At 71.6% G+C, this 22,438-nt stretch carries 14 protein-coding genes; 5 read left to right on the forward strand and 9 right to left on the reverse strand.

Annotated elements, in window-relative coordinates:
• Positions 1-31: 31 nt before the first annotated feature.
• Complete coding sequence (locus WMF27_RS33880) at positions 32-925, forward strand: sigma-70 family RNA polymerase sigma factor (RefSeq protein ID WP_437764732.1); 894 nt, start codon at positions 32-34, stop codon at positions 923-925.
• Between the two features lie 50 nt (positions 926-975).
• On the opposite strand, the gene WMF27_RS33885 is transcribed toward WMF27_RS33880, so the two are convergent.
• From WMF27_RS33885 to WMF27_RS33915, 7 genes are all read right to left on the reverse strand, one after another.
• Positions 976-1,446, reverse strand: a complete 471-nt coding sequence (locus WMF27_RS33885) for a cupin domain-containing protein (protein ID WP_437764731.1) — start codon at positions 1,444-1,446, stop codon at positions 976-978.
• Between the two features lie 148 nt (positions 1,447-1,594).
• Entirely contained in the window at positions 1,595-2,530 is a 936-nt protein-coding gene (locus WMF27_RS33890; protein ID WP_437764730.1) for a hypothetical protein, read from the reverse strand.
• 90 nt (positions 2,531-2,620) lie between these two features.
• Positions 2,621-3,058, reverse strand: coding sequence for a CBS domain-containing protein (locus WMF27_RS33895; RefSeq protein ID WP_437764729.1), 438 nt, complete (start codon positions 3,056-3,058; stop codon positions 2,621-2,623).
• Positions 3,059-3,432: 374 nt separating this feature from the next.
• Complete coding sequence (locus tag WMF27_RS33900) at positions 3,433-4,698, reverse strand: pectate lyase family protein (protein ID WP_437764728.1); 1,266 nt, start codon at positions 4,696-4,698, stop codon at positions 3,433-3,435.
• A 364-nt stretch (positions 4,699-5,062) separates the two neighbouring features.
• On the reverse strand, positions 5,063-5,449 hold the full coding sequence (locus WMF27_RS33905; RefSeq protein WP_437764727.1) for a GxxExxY protein: 387 nt from the start codon (positions 5,447-5,449) through the stop codon (positions 5,063-5,065).
• Between the two features lie 119 nt (positions 5,450-5,568).
• A complete protein-coding gene (locus tag WMF27_RS33910) occupies positions 5,569-9,444 on the reverse strand; it encodes a protein kinase domain-containing protein (RefSeq protein ID WP_437764726.1) in 3,876 nt (1,291 codons plus the stop codon).
• A 282-nt stretch (positions 9,445-9,726) separates the two neighbouring features.
• The gene (locus WMF27_RS33915; protein ID WP_437764725.1) at positions 9,727-10,056 is read right to left on the reverse strand and encodes a DUF2934 domain-containing protein; all 330 of its coding nucleotides are present in this window, start codon (positions 10,054-10,056) and stop codon (positions 9,727-9,729) included.
• Positions 10,057-10,445: 389 nt separating this feature from the next.
• On the opposite strand from WMF27_RS33915, the gene WMF27_RS33920 reads away from it, so the two are divergent.
• Positions 10,446-11,540: a sigma 54-interacting transcriptional regulator gene (locus WMF27_RS33920; protein WP_437764724.1), complete on the forward strand. Its 1,095-nt coding sequence runs from the start codon at positions 10,446-10,448 to the stop codon at positions 11,538-11,540.
• Positions 11,541-11,732: 192 nt separating this feature from the next.
• Here WMF27_RS33920 and WMF27_RS33925 read toward each other — a convergent pair whose 3' ends face one another.
• Positions 11,733-16,889, reverse strand: coding sequence for an AAA family ATPase (locus tag WMF27_RS33925; RefSeq protein ID WP_437764723.1), 5,157 nt, complete (start codon positions 16,887-16,889; stop codon positions 11,733-11,735).
• Positions 16,890-17,045: 156 nt separating this feature from the next.
• The gene (locus WMF27_RS33930) at positions 17,046-17,834 is read right to left on the reverse strand and encodes a helix-turn-helix domain-containing protein (RefSeq protein WP_437764722.1); all 789 of its coding nucleotides are present in this window, start codon (positions 17,832-17,834) and stop codon (positions 17,046-17,048) included.
• Between the two features lie 104 nt (positions 17,835-17,938).
• Here WMF27_RS33930 and WMF27_RS33935 point away from each other — a divergent pair, with 104 nt between their 5' ends.
• The 3 genes from WMF27_RS33935 (at position 17,939) to WMF27_RS33945 (ending at position 22,391) form a co-directional block, all read left to right on the forward strand.
• Positions 17,939-19,003, forward strand: a complete 1,065-nt coding sequence (locus WMF27_RS33935) for a glycoside hydrolase family 16 protein (protein ID WP_437764721.1) — start codon at positions 17,939-17,941, stop codon at positions 19,001-19,003.
• Between the two features lie 414 nt (positions 19,004-19,417).
• Positions 19,418-21,754: an alpha-amylase family glycosyl hydrolase gene (locus WMF27_RS33940; RefSeq protein ID WP_437764720.1), complete on the forward strand. Its 2,337-nt coding sequence runs from the start codon at positions 19,418-19,420 to the stop codon at positions 21,752-21,754.
• Between the two features lie 151 nt (positions 21,755-21,905).
• A complete protein-coding gene (locus WMF27_RS33945; protein WP_437764719.1) occupies positions 21,906-22,391 on the forward strand; it encodes a hypothetical protein in 486 nt (161 codons plus the stop codon).
• The last annotated feature ends 47 nt before the right edge of the window (positions 22,392-22,438 follow it).

The following is a 22,438-nucleotide window of genomic DNA, read 5'->3' on the forward strand; positions in this document are numbered from 1 at the left end:
CATGACGAAGCACGACGAGGGAGTGTGACCGATGGATGAAAATAGTTGGCTGGCGGAGCGGTTCGAGGCCCACCGGGCCCATCTGCAGGCCGTGGCGTACCGGATGCTCGGCTCCCTGAGCGAGGCGGAGGACGCCGTGCAGGAGTCCTGGCTCCACCTGAGCCGCGCCGACACGAGCGGCGTCGAGAACCTGGGCGGGTGGCTGACGACGGTCGTGGCGCGGGTGTGCCTCGACATGCTGCGCTCCAGAAAGGCGCGGCGCGAGGACCCGATGGCCGCGCCCGACCCCGCCGTGGACCGCGAGGCCGGGACCGACCCCGAGCGCGAGGCGGTGCTGGCCGACTCGGTCGGCCTCGCGCTGCTCGTGGTGCTCGACACGCTGACCCCCGCCGAGCGGCTCGCCTTCGTGCTGCACGACCTGTTCGCGGTGCCCTTCGAGGAGATCGCCGCCATCGTGGGCCGCTCCCCGGCCGCGGCGAGGCAGCTCGCGAGCCGCGCCCGCCGCCGCGTGCAGGGCGCGCCCCCGTCCCCGGACGCCGACGTCGGCCGCCAGCGCGAGCTCGTCGACGCCTTCATCGCGGCCATGCGCGGCGGCGACTTCGACGCGCTCGTGGCGATCCTCGATCCGGACGTCGTGATCCACGCCGACGCCACGGCCGAGCCCCCGGCCGGGGGCGAGATCCGCGGCGCGCGCGCCTGGGCCAAGCAGGCGATCCCCGCAGCGCGCGGCGCCAGGTTCGCCCGCCCCGCCCTCGTGGACGGCACCGTGGGCATCGTCGTGGCCCCGCAAGGGCGGCTCTTCCGGGTGCTCCGCTTCACGCTCGCGCAGGGGAAAATCGCCCGGATCGACGTCGTGGGCGACCGCGAGCAGCTCCGCGATCTCGACCTGCTGGTCCTCGACGGCGGACCGCACCCGGAGATCTAGACAGGCCCCGTGTGAAGCGCGCTCCCCGGAGACGTGCTCACCTCATCCACTCAGTAAGGTGTTCCGTCCTTGTGCGTGAAGACGAACTCGCCGCCCACCTTGCGGAAGGCGAGATCCTCGTCGGGATACTCGACACCGTCTTCGGGATCGCGGTTGCTGATCTCGAGGTAACGCGCTGGCGCGGCGCTGCGATTGACGAAGTGATGCCCGTTGGGCGCGCCGGCCGGAAAACCCGCGCACTGACCCGCCGTGAGCACCTGCTCGCCGTCGTCCGTGCGCAGCACCACCTCGCCCTCCAGCACGAATACGAGCTCGTCCTCGTGAGAGTGGTAGTGCCGCAGCGCCGACTCCTTGCCCGGGAAGAGCGTGGTGAGGTTGACGCCGACCTTCGTCAGGCCGAGCGCGTCGCCGAGCGCGCGCTTCTCGCGCGGCGTGACGCGCGCGCGAAGCGACTCGGGGTACGTCGAGCCGGTGCGGGGCTCGAGATCGCCGGGGTTCAGGGCAGGGCGTTTGAGGGTCATGATCATCTCCGAGCAAAGCGGCTGCGCTCGGCGGCCGCGCGGTGTGGGCATGAGAATGGAGGCGAGCGTCGCCGGGCTCAAGGGGATCGCGGGGCTCACGACCAGCCCCGCACGCCCTGTCCCTTCGCGCCACGCGGCCGCGGCCGACTCAGAATCTGGCCCCCACCGCGACACGGAGCGTCGCGAGCTTGCCCTGCTCCAGACCGAACCCGAGCGGCTCGTCCAGCGCCACGAGCAGCCCGGCCCGGAAGTACAGGCCCGACGCGGGTGGCTCCACCCCGACGAAGGGCTCGGCCGCGAGCTGCATCTTGTCGGTCTGGGTGAGCGGGAACGCGGCCTGGAGCCGCGCGCCAACCCCGAACCCGCCCACGCTGCGCAGCTCCGCCTCGTTGCTCTGCTCGATGAAGAACTCCGTGTCTCCGCCGCCCGTGGGGATGGCGAACATCGCCACGAGATCGCTCCGCACATACAGCGCCTCGATCGGGCGCAGCTCGATGCCGCCGCGGGCCCGCAGCGGGACGTGCTCCAGGAGCGCCCGCTGCGTGTCGAAGTACCCGCGCACGGCCAGCGCCGCCGCCGCGGCCGCCTTCGTGTCGTCGGACGGATCCTGCGTGATGGGGATGGAGACCGAGAGCCCGCCGACGAGCATCAGCATGGGGGAAATGTTCCCGGCGTAGTGAAGTCCTATCGAGGGATTGCCGAAGAAGAACCCCTCGAGCTCCGGCGCGATGGTCGCCGCGTCGTGCTCCCCCGCACCTGGCTCGCTCGCCTGGCTGCTCCCGTACGCAAACGGCAGCTCGGCGTCGAGGTGGAGCCCGCCGATCAGCTTGATCTGGGCGACCGCCGCGAAGGACGCCACGAAGGAGTTTCCCTCCCACGCGCCGCTCGCCCCGTCGCTGCTCACGGTCTCCCAGTCAGGGAGGTTCGCCTCGATGGTGCTGGTGAGCACGTCCGCCTCCACACCGAGACGGAAGCCGTGGGACTTCGCCCACTGCGCATCCGTGACGGTCTCCTCGGCGAGCGCTGGCGGGGTGAACGAGAGCAGGAGCGAGAGGGCGGCGAGGGACGAAGCAAGCTGGCGCATGCGGACAGCGTATCTTTTTTTCCGTCCGGGGCCATCCAGCGGGACCATGGAACAGGCAGCCCGGAGGAGAAGCAGCCGCCCGCCGGGCGCTCAGCTGTAGACCCCCTGCACGTACTCGGTCAGCATCTTGATCTCGGCCTCTTGCTCGCGGCTCATCCAGTGCACGAGGTCGCCGATCGAGATCATCCCGACCACCCGCCCGTCCTGGACCACGGGCAGGTGACGGCAGCGTCGCTCGGTCATGACCGCCATGGCCTGCCGCGCCGGCGTGCTCGGCTCGATGCAGACGACGCCGCACGTCATCACCTCCGCGACGGGCGTGTCCGCCGGATCGCGTCGCGCCAGGATCACCCGTGTCATCACGTCCCGCTCGCTGATGATCCCGCTCGGGGACCCGTCGATGCTCACGAGCAGCGCGCCCACGCGCCGCACGCACATCGACTGCACAGCCTCGAAGACCGTCGCGTCCGGCGAGATGGTGTAGACGTTCCGACCCTTCCTGTTGAGGATTTCGCCAATGCTATCCATGGTCATCCCCTTCCTAAGGGGAATCATGACAAAGAAATCGCGCGTGCAGCGTGCTCATGCGCAATTATTTTGGCTGCTTTTCACCTGGACGCCTGGCTTCCCGCGCTTCACGGCCGGGTGGTGCTGTCATTTGCCCAGAGAGGGTTCACATGAAGGCGGTAAGGCGGGAAGATCATTGAGATTTTCTTCCCGCCTTACCGCCTTCATGTTCAAATGACAGCACTACCCACGGCCGGGCTCGCCTCGCGTGGAGATTGCGGCCGGGCTGAGGCGGCCGCCCTTTGTTGCATGGATGTTTCCGACCGAGGGCATCGCTCTTTTCGACGAATCGGAACCGATGAGGCCCTCTCCGGCCTACGAGCCGGGGGGAGCTCTCAGTAGGCGAGCGTGCAGGTGTTGCCGGCTCCGCACTCCTTGGAGGTGACCGCCGCGACGACCTGGGACGCCGGCATCGGCGTGTAGCGGTACGGGATCTCGAAGACGGTGCCCCTCGAGTCGTTCAAGTCGTCGCCGGTCCCCTGGTTGCCGATCCCCTTCCAGCCTCGTGGACTGCCCATGTCCGTCCAGATCGACCTGTTCTCATCGTAGACGCAGCTCTCGGCGATGAGCGCCATGTCCTTGCCCACGCCGTGGATCTGCCCGCCGCCGGTCTTGTGGTAGTTGTTGAGCATGTGGACGTTGCCGTACCGCCCGCGAGGCTGGCGTGAATCGACGCGCTCGCCCCAGTGGCTGTTCATGTACGTGATGTGCAGCTTGCCCTGGCTCGCCGGCTCGTCGTCGCTGCCGGCGATCAGGTTCGAGAACCGGTGCTCCTTGTCGTATGTGTAGTAGAAGCGCGACCAGGAAACGGTGACGTAGTCGGCCCCCTGGGTGATGTCGCAGTTGCCGTCCTGACCGTCGGAGATGTCCAGATGGTCCAGCCAGACGTGGTGGGCGCCGTTCCCCGTGTAGACGGCGTCTGCGCCGGCCTTGCACTCGTCGTAGCTGGCGCAACGCGCGCCCCGCACGGCGAGGTTGCGGAGGATGATGTTGTTCACGCCGGCGCCGCTCATCCGGATGTTGCCGGTGATGGTCACGCCGAGGCCGATGCCGATGATCGTCTTGTTGGCGCCTGGCGCGAGCGTCCCGCTGTAGTTCCCGGGCTTCACGAGGATGATCGCCGGGGTCGAGCCCTTCGCCGCGTCCTGGAGCTCGCTCATCGAGCCCACCGTGATGGCCGAGCTCAGATCCGTGCCGCCGCCGGTCGTGCCGCCGGCGACGCTCGCGAAGCCCGGAACGGGATCCGTGATGTGGAGATCCCCGACCGGGGTCGACCCGCCGGTACCGCCGCCACCAGCGCCCACTCCACCCGTGTCCCCGCCGCCAGCGCCCGCTCCACCAGCGCCCGCTCCACCCGTGCCGGCCACGCCCCCGGGGACGCCGCCCGTTGCGCCGGTGGTGGCTCCGGCGCCGCCTGTTCCGCCCGTGGTGGTACTGGCACCGCCCGTGGTCGTCACGCCACCCCCGCCGGTCGTCTGCCCCGCGCCCGAGGTTCCTCCAGAGCCCGCGCCGGCGCCGGGCGTGACGTCGGGATCCGTCGAGCTGCAAGCGATCAGCAAGCCGAGGATCGAGAAGGAGGCGAGTCGATACGCGTGGGTCATGGTTCCTCTGCGGGTGATGGAAGCCAAGCTTCTTTCCCTCAGGTTGCGCGGCGCCCCCGCCAGCCGTCACAAATCGCCGGGACGCTCCCGGACCGCGATCCGCGTCGAATCCTGAGGCGGAGCTCGGCCTTCGCAACCAGGAGGCCGCGAGGCTCACCGTCGCCTTGCCGCTGCTCGCGGGCGGGCGCGGGCGCGCGCCATCGCATACCGGCCTGAGGCGCGGGTGCTTGTCATCCTCCTGGCCACGGTGCCCCCCAGCAAGTTCCGGGCACGTTGTCGCGTCTCGCGAGGAGAGAATCAACGCAAAGACGCAAAGACGCAAAGACGCAAAGACGCAAAAAGGCCGAGATAGGGTTCGGGACATTCACGACTGCAGACCGTTGACGACGCGATGGACGCCCTGCCTCACGAGGCGCTCGCCGAAGTTGATGACGAGCGCGAGCTTGAGATCACAAAGCCTCAGGTAGGTGAGCGCTTGCGCCTCGAACAGGCGATTGTAGATAGCGGTCGACTTGCACTCCACGATGACACGTTCACCCACGAGCAAGTCGAGGCGGAGGTCGGTGGCCAGCCGTCTACCTTTGTAGACGAGCGGGACGGCCTTCTGACGCTGCACGTTCAGCCCTCGCGACGAGAGCTCGAAGGCGAGCGCCTCCTCGTACACGGCCTCGAGCAACCCAGGCCCTCCCAGCGTGCGATGGACCTCGATCGCCGCGTCCACCACAACCTTGGCTATCTCGTTCTCCTCCATTCAACCCACATCTCTTTTTTGCGTCTTTGCGTCTTTGCGTCTTTGCGTTGATTCTCTCCTCGCGAGACGCGACAACGCGCCCGGAACATGCCTGCAGTGCATGCCGGGGACGCCTCCCCTCACCGGTCCACGCGGTCGAGCCAGGCGCGCGCGTCCTTCTCCACCAGCGGATCCCCGAGCCGCACCGACAGCTCCAGGAGGTCCTCGAACTCCCGCCGCGCCAGCGCGTCATTGCGCGCGTTCTTCAGCAGCATCGCCGCCGCCCAGCGGCCCTGCAGCACGTCGTGCCAGTAGCCCTGCTCCTCCGCCCGCGCGATGAGCGCCTGCAGCCGCTCCCGCGCGTCCCCCGCCCCCGCCACGCCGTCCAGGTACGCCAGGTACATCCGGTTCGAGGCGGCCACCCGGTCGTAGCCCGCCTCGTCCGCCCGCTCGAGCGACTCCGCGAACAGCGACCGCGCCCGCTCGTGCTCGCCCAGCCGCACGCACGCGTAGGCCAGGTTGTGAAGGTTCACAACCCCGTCAAACCGCAGCCCGAGGGCCCGATCCAGCGCGATCGCGCGCTCGCACGCGGCCGCCGCAGCCCGGAAATCCCCCGCGTAGAGCTCGATCGTCACGAGCAGCTTCGCCCGCACCGCCTCCGCGCCCCGGTCGCTCGGGGCGGCCGCCTCCCAGCGCGACAGCGCCTCCAGCGCCCCGGCCCGATCCCCCGAGGTCGCCCGCGCCAGCGCGACCGACTGGAGCGCCCGCGGATCGTCCGTCGGCCCGAGCGCGACGAGGTCGAGCGCGGCCCGCCGCGCGCGCGCGAGCTGCCCCTGGAGGCACGAGACCTCCACGTCGACCGTCAGCGCCTCCTGCAGGAGCTCGCGGCGCCCTACCGCCATCTCGACCACGTCGTCGAGCAGGTCGTGCGACAGCCGGAACAGGTTGGTCGCCCCGAGCGCGCGCGCGAGCTCGATGCGCAGCTTCACCCGGTGCTCCAGCGAGCCGACCGCATCGACGCGCGCGAGGATGCGGTCCGACGCCGCCGGCAGCGACGGCGCGCGGCGCGCGTGGCCGGCCGCCTTCGAGAGGATCTCCACCCACCGGGCGAGCTCGTCGGGCTCGCGCCGCGCGACGTCCGAGAGCTCGAACGCCCGCGTCATCGCGGCGATCGCCGCGTCGAACTCGCCGCGGCGCACGCGGACCCCCGCCGCGCGCGCCAGGTGCCCCGCCGCGCCGTCCGCGTTCCCGAGCGAGAGCGCCCCGTCCGCGGCGCGGCCGAGGTGGCAGTCGACGAGCGCGAGCACCGCCGGATCGTCCCCGCCCACGCGCTCCAGCCACTCGGCCGCGAGCCAGTGGCCGAGCGCTCGATCCGCGTCCGTCAGCATCTCGTAGGCCGCGTCCCGCACGAGCGCGTGACGGAACGCGAACTCCGGCTCCCCGCGGAACATCGACTCCGGCCGCGGCTCGAGGAGCTCCCGCTTCTCGAGCGTCAAGAGCCACGACTCGAGCTGCGGCACCTGCCCGCCCCCGCCGAGCATCGCCTCCAGACCCCCGCGCCAGAACACCTTGCCCATCACCGCCCCGGCCCGGAGCACCCGCCGCGCCTCGGGCTCGAGCGCCGCGATCCGCGACTGCATCATCGCGAGCACCGTCTCCGGCACCTCCCCCGCCCGCCTGTCCGCCGTCGCGCGCACGAGCTCCTCGAGGAAGAACGCGTTGCCCGCCGACCGGTCGACGAGCGCCGCGAGCTCGGCCTCCGGCGGCGCGTCGCCGAGGACCTCCCGCACGATCCGCTCGCACGCGCGGCGCGACAGCTCCCCGAGCCGCATCTCCGTCGCCTCGCGATCCTCCCACAGGCCCGGGAACGCCTCGCGCACCCCGGGGCGCGCCAGCGCCAGCACCATGAGCGGCTGGTGCCGCAGGAACCGGAGCGCCGCGTCGAGCGTGTCCACCGTGGCGCGATCGCAGAAGTGCAGGTCGTCCAGCACGATCAGCACCGGCCGCGCGTCGCACTCGGCCCGCAGGAAATCGAGCCACGCGCGCCGCGCCTGCTCCTCCATCACGGCGCGGTCCTGCCGCGCCGCGCGCAGCGCCGGGCTCTCCGGGAAGGGCGCGCCGACCAGCTCGCCGAGCAGCTCCGTCACCCGCTCCCGCGCGGCCTCGCCGACGTGCCGCGCGACCCGCGCCGCGAGCTTCTCCCGCCGCGCCTCCGCGGGCTCGTCGTCGAGCAGGCCCGCCGCGCGCCGCACCGTCTGCGCGAGCAGCCCGAGCGGCGCCCCGCCCCGCATCGGATCGCCGTGCGCGCGCCACACCGTGACCGGCTCGCTGCGCGCCTCGACCCGCCGGAGCAGCTCGTGCGCGAGGCGCGACTTGCCGACGCCCGCCCCCGCCGTGACCAGCACCACGCGCGCCACCCCCTCGGTCGCGCACTCGTCGAGCACGTCCTCCAGCGCCCGGAGCTCCCGCTCGCGCCCCACGCACGTCGTGAGCTTCCCGAGCACCTTGCGCCCGCCGTCCTGCGGCTCGCGCGCGCCGAGCAGCGTGGGGCCCTGGCTGCCCGCCGCGATCTCGAAGCGATCGCCGAGCAGCGCGGCCGTCATCTGATCGATGAGCACCGGCCGGCCCGAGGACGGATCCTCCGCGGCGTGGCGGACCCGCGCGTCGAGCAGCGCGCCCGTGCGATCGATGACCTGCCCCACCGCCTGCGTCCCGGCGATGACGTCCCAGCCCGTCGCCAGCGCCACCCACGCCCCGGGCAGGAGCGCGTGGATCGAGAGCGCGCAGCGGGCGGCCTTGCCGGCGAGGTCGGTCGGCGAGCCCGCGCCGGCGACGACCGCGGCGACCGAGCCGTCGGCGAGCACCTCGAGGACCGCGCCGTGCGCCTGCGCGGCCTGCCGGACCTCGTGGAACGGCGTGGTCGGCGGCGGGGCGGGCCGGGGCCTCGCCGGCGGCGCCGGCGCGAGCAGGCCCTCGGGCAGCGCGTCCTTGCTGCCGGAGACGACGGTCGCGTGGTGCCCCGACAGCATCGTGTCGCTCGCCCGCTCGGGGCCCGCGATCGCCTGCGGGCGAGCCGACGGGGGGCCACGCCTGCCGGCGCTCATCTCGGCGGCGAGCACGACGCTGACGAGCCGCCGCTCGCTCTTCGTCAGCGCGGGCGTCGGCAGGCCGTTGCCCGTGGACATGTTGCCCTCCACGACGCTCAGCATCCGGAGCTCGGCGGCGACCTCGCCCGCGTCCGCGGGGCGCTCCGCGGGGTTCTTCGCGAGCAGCCGGGCCACGAGCAGGTCGAGCGACGGCGGGATGTTCGGGCAGAAGGTGCTCGGGCGCGGCGCGGCCTCGAAGAGCACCTTGGCGAGGACGGACAGCGGGTGCTGGGCGACGAACGGCGACCGCCCGGTGAGGCACTCGAACAGGAGGCACCCGATCGAGTAGAGGTCGGCGCGCGCGTCGACGTCGACGTCGCCGCGGACGCGCTCCGGCGCCATGTAGGCGGGCGTGCCGATCGCCGAGCCGGTGAGGGTGAGCTCGTACGTCGCGTCGGCCTGGCGCGCGATGCCGAAGTCGATGAGCTTCGCGCTCCCGATGTCGCCGCCGGGCAGGAACACGTTGGTCGGCTTGAGGTCGCGGTGCACGATGCCGCGCGCGTGGACGGCGGCGAGCGCCTCGGCGACGCGGCCGACGAGCATCAGGCTGTGCTCGATCCCGAGCGGCCCGCGCGACAGCCGCGCGCCGAGGTCCTCGCCCTCGAGCCACTCCATGGCGAGGTAGTAGAGGCCGTCCTCCGTGACGCCGTGGTCGATGTAGCGGGCGACGACGGGGTGCTCGAGCTCGGCGAGCAGGCGCGCCTCCCGCTGGAAGCGCACGACGTGCTCCCTGCCCTGGTTGAAGATCACCTTGAGCGCGACCACGTGGCCGCTCTGCCGGTCGAGCGCCCGCCACACCGCGCCCATCCCGCCGGAGCCCGCGAGGCGTTCCAGCTGGAAGCGGTTGGCGAGGACGTGACCTGAATGCATGGCGCAAGTATCGGTGTGCAGACCTCCGCGGTCCAGGCGGCCGGGGCGCGCGTGGACCGCGAACCGTGGGCCCACCGCCCACGCGGAGCGCGAGGATACCCATCTCGCGGCGCGGCTACGAGCCTCGAGGGCCCGCGGGCGCGGCCGCCGGGCCGGCGGGAGCGCGGCCGCGGCCCGCCCTCGCCGGCCGACGGGGCCGCTCACGTCCGCGCGAGCGCGCCTGTCGGGCGCGCATGGGCGTACGCGGGGCCTCGCGCGGCCCCCGCCGCCGCGGCGGAGACCTCAGCTGGCGAGGCGCTCGAGCCGCGCGTCGACCTCGCGCTCGGCGTTCAGCCAGTCTTCAACGGGGTTGTTCCGGAAGCCGGCCCTCTCGGCATATCCATAGGCCACCTTGGCGATCAGGCCGTGGCGCTCCTCGCGCGACAGCCGCGGGCGCGGAGGCGCGGCCTTCGGGGCACCGGCGCTCGCGCGCTCGGCGGCGCGCCCCACGGCCGCGGAGGGCATCTCGACGGCGGCGGGGGCAGAGACCGCGCTCTCGGGCTGCGCCGAGGCGACCGGGCTCGTGGCCCGGGTGGTCTTCGTGCGGGCCGGGGTCTTGCGCTTCGAGCTCATCTCGTCGTCTCTCCTTTCGGGTACACGGGTCGACTAACCCAGGTCCGCGCGTACGCACAAATTTTGAGCACGTAGTTTCTCGGCGCCCCCCCGCCGCCGGTCGGGATCTCCCTTCCAAGAGACCGTGATTCGCGGTAGAGTCGATGTCGCTGACCGGGTGAGATCACCCGGCATGTGTCAGCCGCCATCCCTCGTTGTTCGTGGCCACCTCGTGACCGACGTTCATCCGACGTCGTCCGTCTATCGTCCATCTGTCGTTCCCACCGTCGTTCCCGTTTTCGCTCACGGCGGCCCCTCCCTGGTCGCCGCCTGCGCCGAGGACAGCTCGGTAATCCAGAAAACGGCAGGCGCGTCGCTCGCCGTCTGCCCATGAATCGAGGAGATGCGATGTGGAAGAAAGCGCGGCCCCTTCCCGGCGCACGGAACACCTCTGCTCGTCCGGCGGCGGGATGACGCGCGTCGTCTGGGTCGAGGACGACAGCGAGGTGCGGCTCATCGGCGCCTCGGAGCGCTGGGCGGGCGCGATGGAGCAGCTGCGCCGGCTGGCGGAGCACGAGCGCGCGCCGCTGCTCATCACGGGCGAGCCTGGCACGGGCAAGGAGCTCTGCGCGCGGCGCCTTCACGCGGCGAGCCCGCGCGCGGGCGGTCCCTTCGTGGCGGTGAGCGCGGCGCGGCCGCCGGCCGAGCGCCTCCGGGAGGAGCTCTTCGGCGTGGCGGCCGGGGCGGACGGGCGGCCCGCGGCGCGCCCCGGGCTGCTCGAGCTGGCGCGGGGGGGCACGCTGTTCCTCGACGAGATCGGCGCGCTCCCGCTCGAGCTCCAGCCCCGGCTCCTGGCCGTGCTCGACGGGGAGCCGCTCTGCCGGATCGGCGGCGGGGAGGCGCTGGCCGCGGACGTGCGGGTCATCGCCGCGACGAGCCAGGATCTCGCCGCGCGCGTCCTCGGGCGGTCGTTCCACGAGGCGCTCCACCGGCGCGTCGGCGGGCTCGCGCTCTCGCTCCCCCCGCTGCGCGAGCGCGACGGCGACGTGCGCGCGCTGGTCGAGCACTTCCTCCAGCGCCAGAGCGGCGCGACGGGGCTCGCGAGCGCCGGGGTCACCCCGCGCGCGCTCGCGCAGCTCGAGGCGTACCCCTGGCCGGGGAACGTCCGCGAGCTCCGGGGCGTCGTCGAGCGCGCGTTCCTCCGGGCCCACGGCGCGCCGCTCGATCTGGAGCACCTGCCGCCGGAGATCGGCGCGGCCAAGCGTCCGCCGGCGCCGCCGCGCTCGGGCCCGCCGGGCGCGCTGCGGCCATCGCCGCCCGCGCGCGGCAGCGCGTCGCTCGGGGAGGCCGTGCGCCGCCACATCCTCGCGGTCTACGCGGCCCAGAACGGCAACGTGACCCGCACGGCGAGCGCGCTCGGGATCACGCGGGTCTCCCTCCGCCGGCACCTGCGCCAGTACCTCGCCGCGGACGCGCGCGACAAGGAGACGCTGAGCGATCGCTAGCGCTGCTGCGGGAAGTTGCCCCGGAGCGGCAGAAAAACCGCCAAGCCGCCAAGGACCATTCGTCGATTTCCGCTGCAACTCATTCTCTTGGCTCCAGTCATCCCAGCCGGTGCCGAACGTTGGATCGACCGCGGTGATGGGCGCCGACTCAAGAGGCCCAATCGGCGCCAGGCGGCCCGCGCGCCCCCCTCCTCAGGACGGCTGCGCGAGGCCGAGCGCTCCCTCCGGCTCGACGGGCAGCTCGACGAGGAACGTCGTCCCTGAGCCCAGCTGACTGCGCAGATCGACGCGCCCTCCGTGCGCTCGCACGATCTCCCGAACGAGGTACAGCCCGAGCCCGAGGCTCTGCGCCTGATGAAGCCCCGTCGCGCGCTCGAACGCCTCGAACACGCGCCGCTGGTCGGCCTCGGAGATCCCGATGCCCTGGTCGGAGACCGAGAGGCGAGCGACGGCCCCGTCCCCGTCGGTGACGATCCGGACCGGCTTTCCGGCGCCGTACTTCATGGCGTTCGTGAGCAGGTTCGTCGCGACCTGCTCGAGCCGCAGCCGATCCCACGGGCCCACGACGGCGCGCTCCGCCTGCACGTGGAGCGCGCATCCAGCCAGCTCGGCCTGCTCGCTCAGCCGCCCGACGACGTCCCGCACGAGGGCCGCCAGGTCCACCGGCTCGCGCGTCAGGGCGAGCTGCCCCTTCTGGATGCGCGAGAGATCGAGCAGGCTGTCGATCAGCAGGTCGAGCCGGCCGAGCTGGCGCTTGAACGACGTGAGGGACGGCGACAGCCAGGACGAGGAGACCGCCTCTCGCTGCTTGATCGATCGCGCGAGCGCGTCGAGCTTCAGGTGGAGGCCTGTCAGCGGCGTCTTCAGCTCGTGGGCGAGGAACGCCGTGCGCCGCTCCGCGGCCTCCGCCGCCGCCCGCGCCTCGCGCTCCCTGGCGAGCAAGAGCGCGTTCTCGAGGGAGATGGCCGCCTGCGTGGCGAGCAGCTCGAGGGCGAGGAGCCGCTCGGGCGTGAACGCGTGCGTGGTGACGTTGTTCTCGAGGTACAGCAGGCCGAGCACCTCGGCCTGCCGCAAGATGGGGACGCAGAGGACCGACCTCGGAGTGTGCCGGACGATGTACTCGTCCCCCGAGAACCTGCCCGCCTTCGCGGCGGCGTCGTCGAGGAGCACGCGCTCCTTGGTGAGCCGCACGTAGTGGAGGAGCGAGGCAGGGAGGAGCGGAGAGGACGACACCGGCAACGACTGGAGAACCCTGGTCACGGTCCCCTGTCGCTCCTCGATCGCGGCCTCCGCCTCGATCGTCAGGTCGCCGTCCCGCACCAGAATGAGGCAGCCCTTCTGGGCACCTCCCTGCTCGAGGACGAACTCGAGCAGGGTTCGCAGGAGCTTCTCGAAGAGGATCTCGCCCGAGATCGTCTGCGATGCCTTGACGACCGCGAGCACGTCGAGCTGCTCCGTGCGGGCCGCGAAGGTGGCGGTCGCCTCGAGCGGCCGCCGCTCGAGGAGCTGCGGATAGCGCTGCTCGAGCTGCTTCACCTTGCCGTCGGCCCCCCAGCGCACGTAGCACGAGCGGGCCTCGCGCAGGTACGTATCGGAGAAGCGCTCGAACCCTCGCGCTCGATAGAACCGAGACGCGAGCTCGTAGGCGAGCGCCTCGACGTGGACGAAGCCGCTCTCGCGCGCCGCGCGGATGGCCTCTTCATAGAGGCGCATCGCGTCGAGGTCCCGGCCCTCGACGCGGGCGACCTCGGCGGATACCAGGGCGTAGCGGCCCCGGAAGTTCTCGGGGCAGCTTTCGGCCCAGCGCCTCAGCTTCTGGAGCGCCCTCTCGAGCGTCTGCGCGAATCGCTGCCGCTGCTCGGCCGGCGCCTCTGCGTGGAGCGCCGTCACCGTGAGCGCGTGGTAGAACTGGTGCGTCACTTCCATGGCGAGAGACGCCGCCTGCCCCTGCATCAGCGCGGCGGTGGCCGCGGACTCCAGCGCTTCGGCGTGACGCTCGTGCGTGAACGCGGCGACCTGCTTCATGATGTGAACCATCGCGATTCCAAGGCCGAAGCCCGCCTTCTGGAGGATCGCGAGGGAGCTCGCCTCGTCGAGGTCGCCGCCGTCGAAGCTCGTGGGCGCCCGCGTCGCTCCCTTCAGGCTCGCCGCGAGCTGCTCTTCGAACCGGACCACGTGGTACACCACGTCGTTGTGGGTCTGGCGAGCGAAGGCGGTGAATCTCCGCGCGACCTCGATGACGCGGTCGAGCGGATCGCCGTTCTCGAGGACGACCCACACCATGTTGTACGTCAAGTAGCCGGCAAAGATGAAGTCTCCGACGTCGAGGCAATCGAGAAATGCCTTATCCATGAGCGGCAGGCTCGTCGCGTAGTGCCTGTGCCAGATGCTGACGACGCCCGCGTGGTGGAAGAGCAGCCTCCCCTTCAGCACGGCCGTGACGCTCTTGAATTTCTCGTTCAGCCTGAGCGCCATCTCGGAGAACTGGAACGCGCACGGGACGTCCCCGAGGATGGACACCATGACCCCGGCATAACAACTGTAGACGAACGAGGACTCCTCGGCGTGCCCGTGCTGCAGAGAGGCGTTCACCCCCTTGGCGGTGAGCAGCGGCCAGAGCGCCGGTCGCACGGAGAACAGGAGGGGGGCCGATTCGGCGACCAGGCCGATGAACGCCCGCACGTCCTCGTCGGTCGCCACGGGCGCGTCGACGAGATCGGCGATGCGGCGCCCGCGCAGGGAGATCGGGACCTGCCGGATCTCGGCCTCCATGGCCGCCTGGATCTCCTCGTCAGTGTCCGGGAGCGTCGCGCCGTAGAGCCGCAGGGCCTCGATCATGACCGTCATGGCGTCGCGGTGCCGTCCAGCGATCTGGTAGAGCCGCATGCGCAGCCGGTGGGCCCTGGCCCGGTCGGGCCTGGAGCGGGCGTTCTGGAGGATCAGATCGAACAGCTCGTCGGCCGGCTGGAAATTGCCGGCGATGGACTCGCATTCGGCGAGCTCCAGGTGGAGCCTGAACGTGTCCTCGTACCGCGCGCTCCAGGCGTCCTGCGGCAAGAGGGACGTCGCCTGCGCCAGGTAGCTGCGCGCGGAGGCGTAGGCGACCGAGGCCTTCGCCTTGATCCCTGCCAGGAGGTTGAGCCGGCAGAGCGCCTCCCTCTCGCGTGGATCGGTGATGAGGTGGGCGCCGTGATTGAGCTGGGTCGCGACGTCGAAAGCCCGCTCCTCGACCGCCCCGCCGGGCAGACGAGACACGAGGCGCCGGCCGATCTCGAGGTGCACCGCGGCGCGCCGGGCCTCCGGGATGAGCGAATAGGCCGCCTCCTGAACGCGGTCGTGGAGGAACCTGTAGGTGCCCTCGTGGCAGAGGACGAGCCCCGCGAGGATGGCCTGCCAGACCTCCGCGTGCAGCGCCTCGTCCGAGCGGTCGCACGCTATCGTCAAGACGCCGACGTCCGCGGCGCTCCCGAGGCAGGCGAGCTGCTTCAGCGCCTCCTGGGTGCCAGCGGGCAGCCGCGCGAGCTTGTCGACCATCAGATCGACCACGTTGTCGGTGAAGCCTTTGGCGCGGATCTTCGCCATGTCCCACCGGAAGGCGCCCGCGCGCGGGTCGAGGTCGAGCTCGATCAGCCGCTCTTCGTGGAGGGCGAGGAGAAACTGGATCGCGAAGAAGGGGTTGCCGGCCGTCTTCTCGTGGACCAGGGCCGAGAGCGGCGCGGCGTCCTCGAGGCGGCATTGAAGCATATCGCTGACGAGCATGGACAGGTGCTCGCGGGAGAGCGGGCCGAGCACCAGCTCCTGGACGTGCGCGCCCCCCCTCCTCGCCTCGTGCAGCGCCGTCATGAGCGGGTGCGAGGGGGTCACCTCGTTGTCGCGGTACGCGCCGATGACGAGGAGATGGCCCGTGTCGAGGTGCGTCACCAGATCCTGCAGGAGCCCGAGGCTCGCCGAGTCGGCCCACTGGAGATCGTCGAGGAAGAGCACGAGGGGGTGCTCCTTCCGGGCGAACACGCCGATGAAGTGCCGGAAGACGGTGCGGAACCGGTTCTGCGCCTCGACCGGCGGCAGCTCGGGCGCCGGCGGTTGCGGGCCGATGACCAGCTCGAGCTGCGGGATCAAGTCCACGACGAGCTGCCCGTTGACCGTGAGGACCTCGAGCAACCGCTGCTTCCAGGCCGCGATCCGCTCGCTGTCGGCGAGGAGCTCGAGCACGATCTCCTGAACGGCCTGAACGATGGTGGAGTAAGGGATATCGCGCTTGTGCTGGTCGAATTTCCCCGAGGCGGAGAATCCGCGCTCGCCGGCGACAACCTTGTCCAGCTCGTGGACCAGCGTCGACTTGCCGATGCCGGAGTAGCCCGAGAGGAGCACGAGCTGCGGAGATCCGGTGTCGACCACGCGCTCGAAGGCGCGCAGCAGCGCCGCGATCGCCTCGTCGCGCCCGTAGAGCTTCTGCGGGACGCGCAGGCGGCCCGACGCGTCCTGCTCGCCCAGCGGGAAGGGCGCGACGTTGCCGCCGCGGCGCCATGCGTCGAAGCACCGCTTCAGGTCATGGCCAAGGCCGCGGGCCGTCTGGTAGCGATCCTCGGGCATCTTCGCGAGGAGCTTGATCACGATGCGCTCGACCGCCTCCGGCACGTCGGGGACCACCTCGGACGGCGCCGCGAACGCGCGGGCGACGTGACAATGGATCCATTCGAGCGGGTCGCGGGCGTCGAAGGGGAGCTTCCCCGTGAGCATCTGGTAGAACGTGACCCCCAGGGAGTACAGATCGCTGCGGCTGTCGACCCCACGGTTCATCCGCCCTGTCTGCTCGGGCGACATGTAAGGGAGGGACCCTTCGATGAGGCGTGCCGGCCCCAGGGCGTGCTGTTCGCGTGAGAGCCATGAGGCGAGCGCGAGATCGGCGATCTTCACCTCGCCGGTGGCAGGAATGACCAGGATGTTCGCGGGCTTGAGGTCTCTGTGGACGACCCCTCGCTGATGGATGTCGGAGACGGCATCCGCGAGGCGAACAGCGAGCTCGAGGAACCCGCCGATCGCCATCGGCGCGCCGAGCAGTCGTTCGAGCGGCTCAGCGCCTGGGTCTTCCATGACGAGGGCGAGCGCCCCATCGTACATCTCGAGGGCGAGGGGCCTGACGACGGCCGCCACGTCGAGCATCTTGCCCGTCTCGTACTCCCGCTTGAGCCGGGCGACGTCCTTCGGCCGGCAGCTCCTCGGGTCGAGCACCTTGAGGACCACCGGATGGCCGTCGGCGCTTCGAACAGCGCGGTACACGGCGGTACCGCGGCCCTCGTGAATGGTCTCGCGAATCGTGTAGGGAAAGGGAGGAGACGGACTCGTCATGCAGGCGCTGGGCAAGGCAGCCTCGGCAGTGGCGGCAGGAGCCCCTTCCCCGGTAAGGTATACCATTCCCCGCCCTCGCACATTGGCCAGCGTTGCGGGCGATCCGGCGCGGATCCGCGTCAGCCGGCGGGCTCGGCCGCGCGCGGGATATCACGGTTACCCTCCGTGCATCGGCACGGTCATTTCGGTCAGCGCCGTCCGCTGGCCGCCGAAATAGCCCTGGGGCGCGCAGCCGAGGGCGCGCGTGAAGACGCGGTGGCATTGCGCATAACTCCCGAAACCGACGGCGTACGCCGCGCGCGCGAAGCTCGCGCCGCGATCCACCTCGGCGACGAACTGCATCAGCTTGAGCCGCGCACGGTACTCGACGACGTTCACGCCCACGTCCTTGCGAAAACGCCGGCTGATCCCGCTCTCGCCCGTGTGCAGGCGGGCCGCGAGGGCCGCCCCGGGGAGGTTCGGATCGAGCCGCAAGAGCTCGAAGATGCGGCGGCTTACCACGTGGGGGAGCGGCACGTTCGACAGCGACCGCTCGAAGAGCTCCGCGAGGCGATGCTCCACGACCGAGGTGTCGCGCGCTCGGTCGAGCGCGCCGAGGAGCGCGAGCTCCTCGGCGAGCACCGCCGGCGTGAGCTGCACGGCGTCGAGCGCGACCTTCGACGCGGCCCCCGCGACGCGAGCCGCCAGCCCGGGGCGGAGCGCCGCGACGTACAGAATGAAATCACGGCTCTCCTCGAGGAGCGCGTGATCTTGCCCCGGCGCGAAATAGAGCAGCGTGCCCGCCACGAGCGGCACCACGCGCTCCCCCACGCCCATCATGCCCGTGCCGCGAGCGACGAGGTTGATCTCCGGCTCCTCGTGGAAGTGCCGGGGCCGACGGTACTGCGGCTGGTGACGGAAGACCTGGGCGCGCCGGCCGGCGAGCATCGGAAAGGGCTGGAACAACGCGGGCCGAGCGCTCAAGGCCAGGTCAGTGTGCGGCAGCGGGGACGCGGACCGGAAGCAAAAAATGCGAAGCGCTCTCGCGCCCGGCGCTCCAAGTGGAGCCCATGATGTCTTCGACGCGCTTCACGGTCGCTTCGCTTCTGTTCTCCGCATTCACCGCGCTGGCGTGTGACGACTCCAGCCAGCGCCCGGGCTCGGCGACCGGAACTGGCGGGGACGGCACCGGCGCGGGTGCAGGTGGTGGTTCCAGCGCCGAAACGGGCAGCTCCATGGCGGGGACTGGGGCTGCGGGTGGCGCCTCCAGCGCCGGAGCCGGCGCGGGCGGCGCAGGCGGCGCGGGCGGCGCGGGCGGCGCGGGCGGCGCAGGCGACGCCGGCGGAACGGCGGGTGGCACAGCAGCGGCAGGCGCCACGGGGAACGGCGGCTCGGCGGGCGGCCCTCCCCTGCCCGAAGAGGCCTTCACCCTGCTCTTCCGCGACGATTTCGATCGGCTGGACGCAGCTCGCTGGCAGCTGATGACACATTCCTGGACCGGGAATCTGGCGCTGTTCTCGCAATCCGCCGCCACCATCGAACGTGGCCAGCTGGTGATTCGGCTCACGCCGGCCCCCCAGGGCACCGCCGACAGCTCCGGAGCCGCCAAGACCTTCCTGGGCGCCGAGGTTCGCTCCGTGGACGCGCTCACCTACGGGCGCGTGCGCGCTCGCGTCAAGCTGGCCCGTGGCTCGGCGGTCATCTCGTCCCTGGTCACGATCTACACCCCCTGGCCAGCGGACAACTGGAACGAGCTCGACATCGAGTGCCTGGGGGCCGAGCCGAGTGACGTGCAGTTCAATGCCATGGTGTACACTGGCGCTCCGGTACAGCCCCCGGTGACGCAATCCGTCAGTCCGACGCAGCATCCGCAGAAGGTGGACCTCGGCTTCGACCCGAGCGAGGACTTTCACACGTACCAGATCGAATGGACACCGTCCGGCGCCCGCTTTTCCGTCGATGACGTGCTCCGACACGAGTGGAAGGAGCGCATCGACCTCATGGTGCTGCCGCAGAACGTGCTCATGACGATCTGGGCGTCGTCGAGCGCGGCCTGGGCAGGGGCCGTGACGGCCGAGACGGGCACGGCGAGCGCGACCTACGATTGGATCGAGCTCTATCGGTACACGCCTTGATCGGGTCGCGAGACCAGGCCGCTCCGAGCGCGTGAGCTCACGCGGTTCGGCCCGTACTGGCCCGCGGCCCTGAGCTCCCTTCTCGCGGCGCTCACGGCGCAGGGCGGCCGAGCTCCAGGATCAGCACGCCCATGGCCGGCCGGGGCGCCCCCGCGGAGTCGTCCCGCCAGGAATCGCGTGTTCACGGAAACAGGGCAGCCGCGAAGCGAACGCCTGGGCGCGGGGCGGAGCCCCGACGGAACCTGCGCGCGCCTGTTGGCGACGCGACAGGATGGGCGGAGCATCGCTGTTCTCCGCGGCGGCTGAGGTGGTTCAGGGCGACGCGCGCGCTGACATGCCTCCCGCGATCGGATACTGCTCGAGCCCATGTCGCGCCGCCGTTCTGCCGTCATTATCGCCGCTCTCTCCGCCGTCATGCTCCCTGCCGTCCCGCTCGCGTGTGGGGGCGATCGCGCGCTCGACGCGGGCCAGGGGAAGGGCACGAGCGGCGCCGGTGCGGCTGGCGGCGAGGCGGCTGGCGCAGGCGGCGAGGCCGCAGGCGCCGGCGGGGCGGGCGCCGGCGGGGCGGGCGCTGGCGGGGCGGGCGGAAGCGCGCAGTACGGGAACGTGCTCTGTCCGACCTCGTTCACGTTCAACGCGCCTCCCGGGGCCACGGATGTCCGCGTCGCTGGCGAGTGGAACGGCTTCGATCTCGGCGCTGCCCCGCAGCTGCAGGGCGGTACGCAGGGCCGGCCCACGGCCACCGTCGATCTGCCGCCGGGGCTCCACGGCTACAAGATCGTCTATCGGTCCGGCGGCGAGGTCTCGTGGGTGCTCGACCCGGCGGAGGGGCGCCGCAAGTACGTCGACGGGGTCGAGAACTCCGCCGTCAAGGTCCCTGACTGCCGCCTCCCGTCGTTCTCGGTCGCGTCCAGCCAGGCGACGCGGCCTGCCGCCGGACAGGGCGCCTTCGAGGCCCGGCTCGTCTACCGGGACGGCATCGAGGGCGCGGGCCCCGAGGCGGCCGCGTTCGAGGCGGTCCTGCAGGACCAGGACGGCGAGGCGCGCCCGCTCACGGATCAGGAGCTCTCGGTCGACGCGCGCGGCGACGTGCGGATCCGGCTGGGAGGCCTCGGCGACGGCAAATACCGCGTCACCCTCCGCGGGGCGACCCGGAGCGGGCGCGCCGGTGAGCCGCTCCGGCTGGTGTTCTGGGTCGAGGCCGAGCCGTTCTCCTGGGAGGACGCGCTCATCTACATGGTCGTCACCGATCGTTACCGCGACGGCGATCCCGCCTTGAACCCGCCCGCCACGCCGGGCGCCGATCCGCGGGGCGACTGGGCCGGCGGGGATCTCGAGGGGCTGCGGCAGGCGATCGAGGACGGCACGCTCGACGCGCTGGGCGTGCGGGCCATCTGGCTCACGCCGTTCCAGGAGAACCCCGCCGGTGCCTACCTGGCGAGCGATGGAATCCACCAGGTCACCGGATATCACGGTTACTGGCCCATCAAGGCGCGCGAGGTGGATCCGCGGCTCGGCGGCGCCGCGGCGCTCCGCGCGGTGGTGGCCGAGGCGCACCGCCACGGGATCCGCGTCCTCCAGGACTTCGTGGTGAACCACGTGCACGAAGATCACGAGTACGTCTCGTCTCACCCGGAGTGGTTCCGGACGGGGTGCGTCTGCGGGACGGACGGGTGCGACTGGACGTCGCACGCGCTCGATTGCATGTTCGCGAGCTACCTCCCCGACGTGGACCACACGGTGCCCGAGGCCAACGCCGCGTTCGTGGCGGACGCGATCCACTGGCTCGACGCGTTCGATCTCGACGGGCTCCGCGTGGACGCCGTGAAGCACGTGGAGGAGATCGCGACGCGCAACCTCGCCGCGGAGGTCCGCGAGGCGTTCGAGCCGGCCGGCACACGTTATTTCCTGATGGGCGAGACGGCGATGGGCTGGAGCGACTGCGCCGACCCGTGCAACGACGAGAACTACGGGACGATCGCGAGGTACATCGGCCCTCAGGGGCTCGACGGCCAGCTCGATTTCGTCCTCTATCACGGGGTCTCGTACCAGACGTTCGGCTGGGGCGAGGAGGGCATGCTGCACGCCGCGTACTGGGTCGAGCACGGGCAGCGGCGGTGGCCGGAGGGCGCGATCATGACGCCGTACATCGGCAGCCACGACACGGCCCGGTTCGCGACGCTCGCCGACTACCGCGACGAGGCGGGGCCCCGCGGCCGGGAGGTCCCGGGCCGCCAGTGGGCGGACACCGCGGGAGCGCCCGAGTCGCCCGAGGTGTACGCGCGGGCGCGCCTCGCGATGGCGTGGCTCCTGGGCCTCCCGGGCGCGCCGCTGCTCTATTATGGCGACGAGTACGGCGCGTGGGGCGGCGCGGACCCGAACAACCGCAGCCTGTGGCGTCCGGAGGAGGATCTCACGGCGGACGAGCTGGAGACGCTCGATTTCGTGCGCGCGCTCGGGACCGCGCGCCGGGACATCCCCGCGCTCCGCCGCGGCGCCTACGTGAACCTCACCGCCACGGAGGACACGCTGGTCTTCGGCCGCCGGTACGGCCGGGGGGAGTCCGCCGTGGTGGCGCTGACGCGCGCGGGGACAGCGCAGCACATCTCGGTCGAGGTCGCTCAGGCGCTGGGCCTCCCGCCCGGCACCGAGCTCAGGGACGCGCTCGGCGGCGCAAGCGAGGTCGTCTCCGCGGCCGGCGTGCTCTCGATGAGCGTCCCGCCGGGCGGGGCGGTGATCTTCGCGCCGTGATCGCTGGCAGGACGGCGGGAGCGGGCTGCGGCGGCGAGCGCAGGCGCAGCGGGAGCGGCCAGGCGCCTGGACGAGCGCGGGAGGACGCGGCGGCGCGCGCGCTGTCCGATTGAGCTCCGCTGCCGCCCCGGGTATGTCGGAGCGGTACGACATGCAGCCATCCAACGCGAGCCAGTTGCCCGAGGAGCTCCGCGCGCCGCTCCCGCGCCCGTGGGCGGCCTTGCGGCACGTCCGGCACCAGCTGACTGGCGTGGGGTACTCGCTGCTCTTCTGGGCGGGGCTGCTCGGGGTCGGCTCGTTCTACCGGCACATCGATTTCGTCGCGATGCTCCTCGCCTTCTCGTTCGCCGTCATGCCCGTCGTGCTCCTGTATCAGGCGCTGGGCAGCTACGCCGCGTGCCGCCTGGCGCTCCGCGGCGCGCCGTCGGCGGCGCACATCTACGAGGGAGCTGTCGTGACGAGGTACGGGACGGTGAACATCTGGCACGTCGTCGTCGCCGGCCAGCACGTGCGGATTCGCGCGAACGCGCCGCTCGACAGGAGCGTGGTGGTCCTCGTGACGCCCGAGACGCGGAGCGGCAAGCGCCGAATCGGGGTCTATCATCCCCGGTTCGGGATCTGCACATCGCTCGTGTGAGCCGCGCTCGCGGCGCTGTTGTTACGGGCGTGACCGCGTGAGACATT

Source organism: Sorangium sp. So ce281, assembly GCF_051527395.1.
Classification (GTDB): domain Bacteria; phylum Myxococcota_A; class Polyangia; order Polyangiales; family Polyangiaceae; genus Sorangium; species Sorangium cellulosum_B.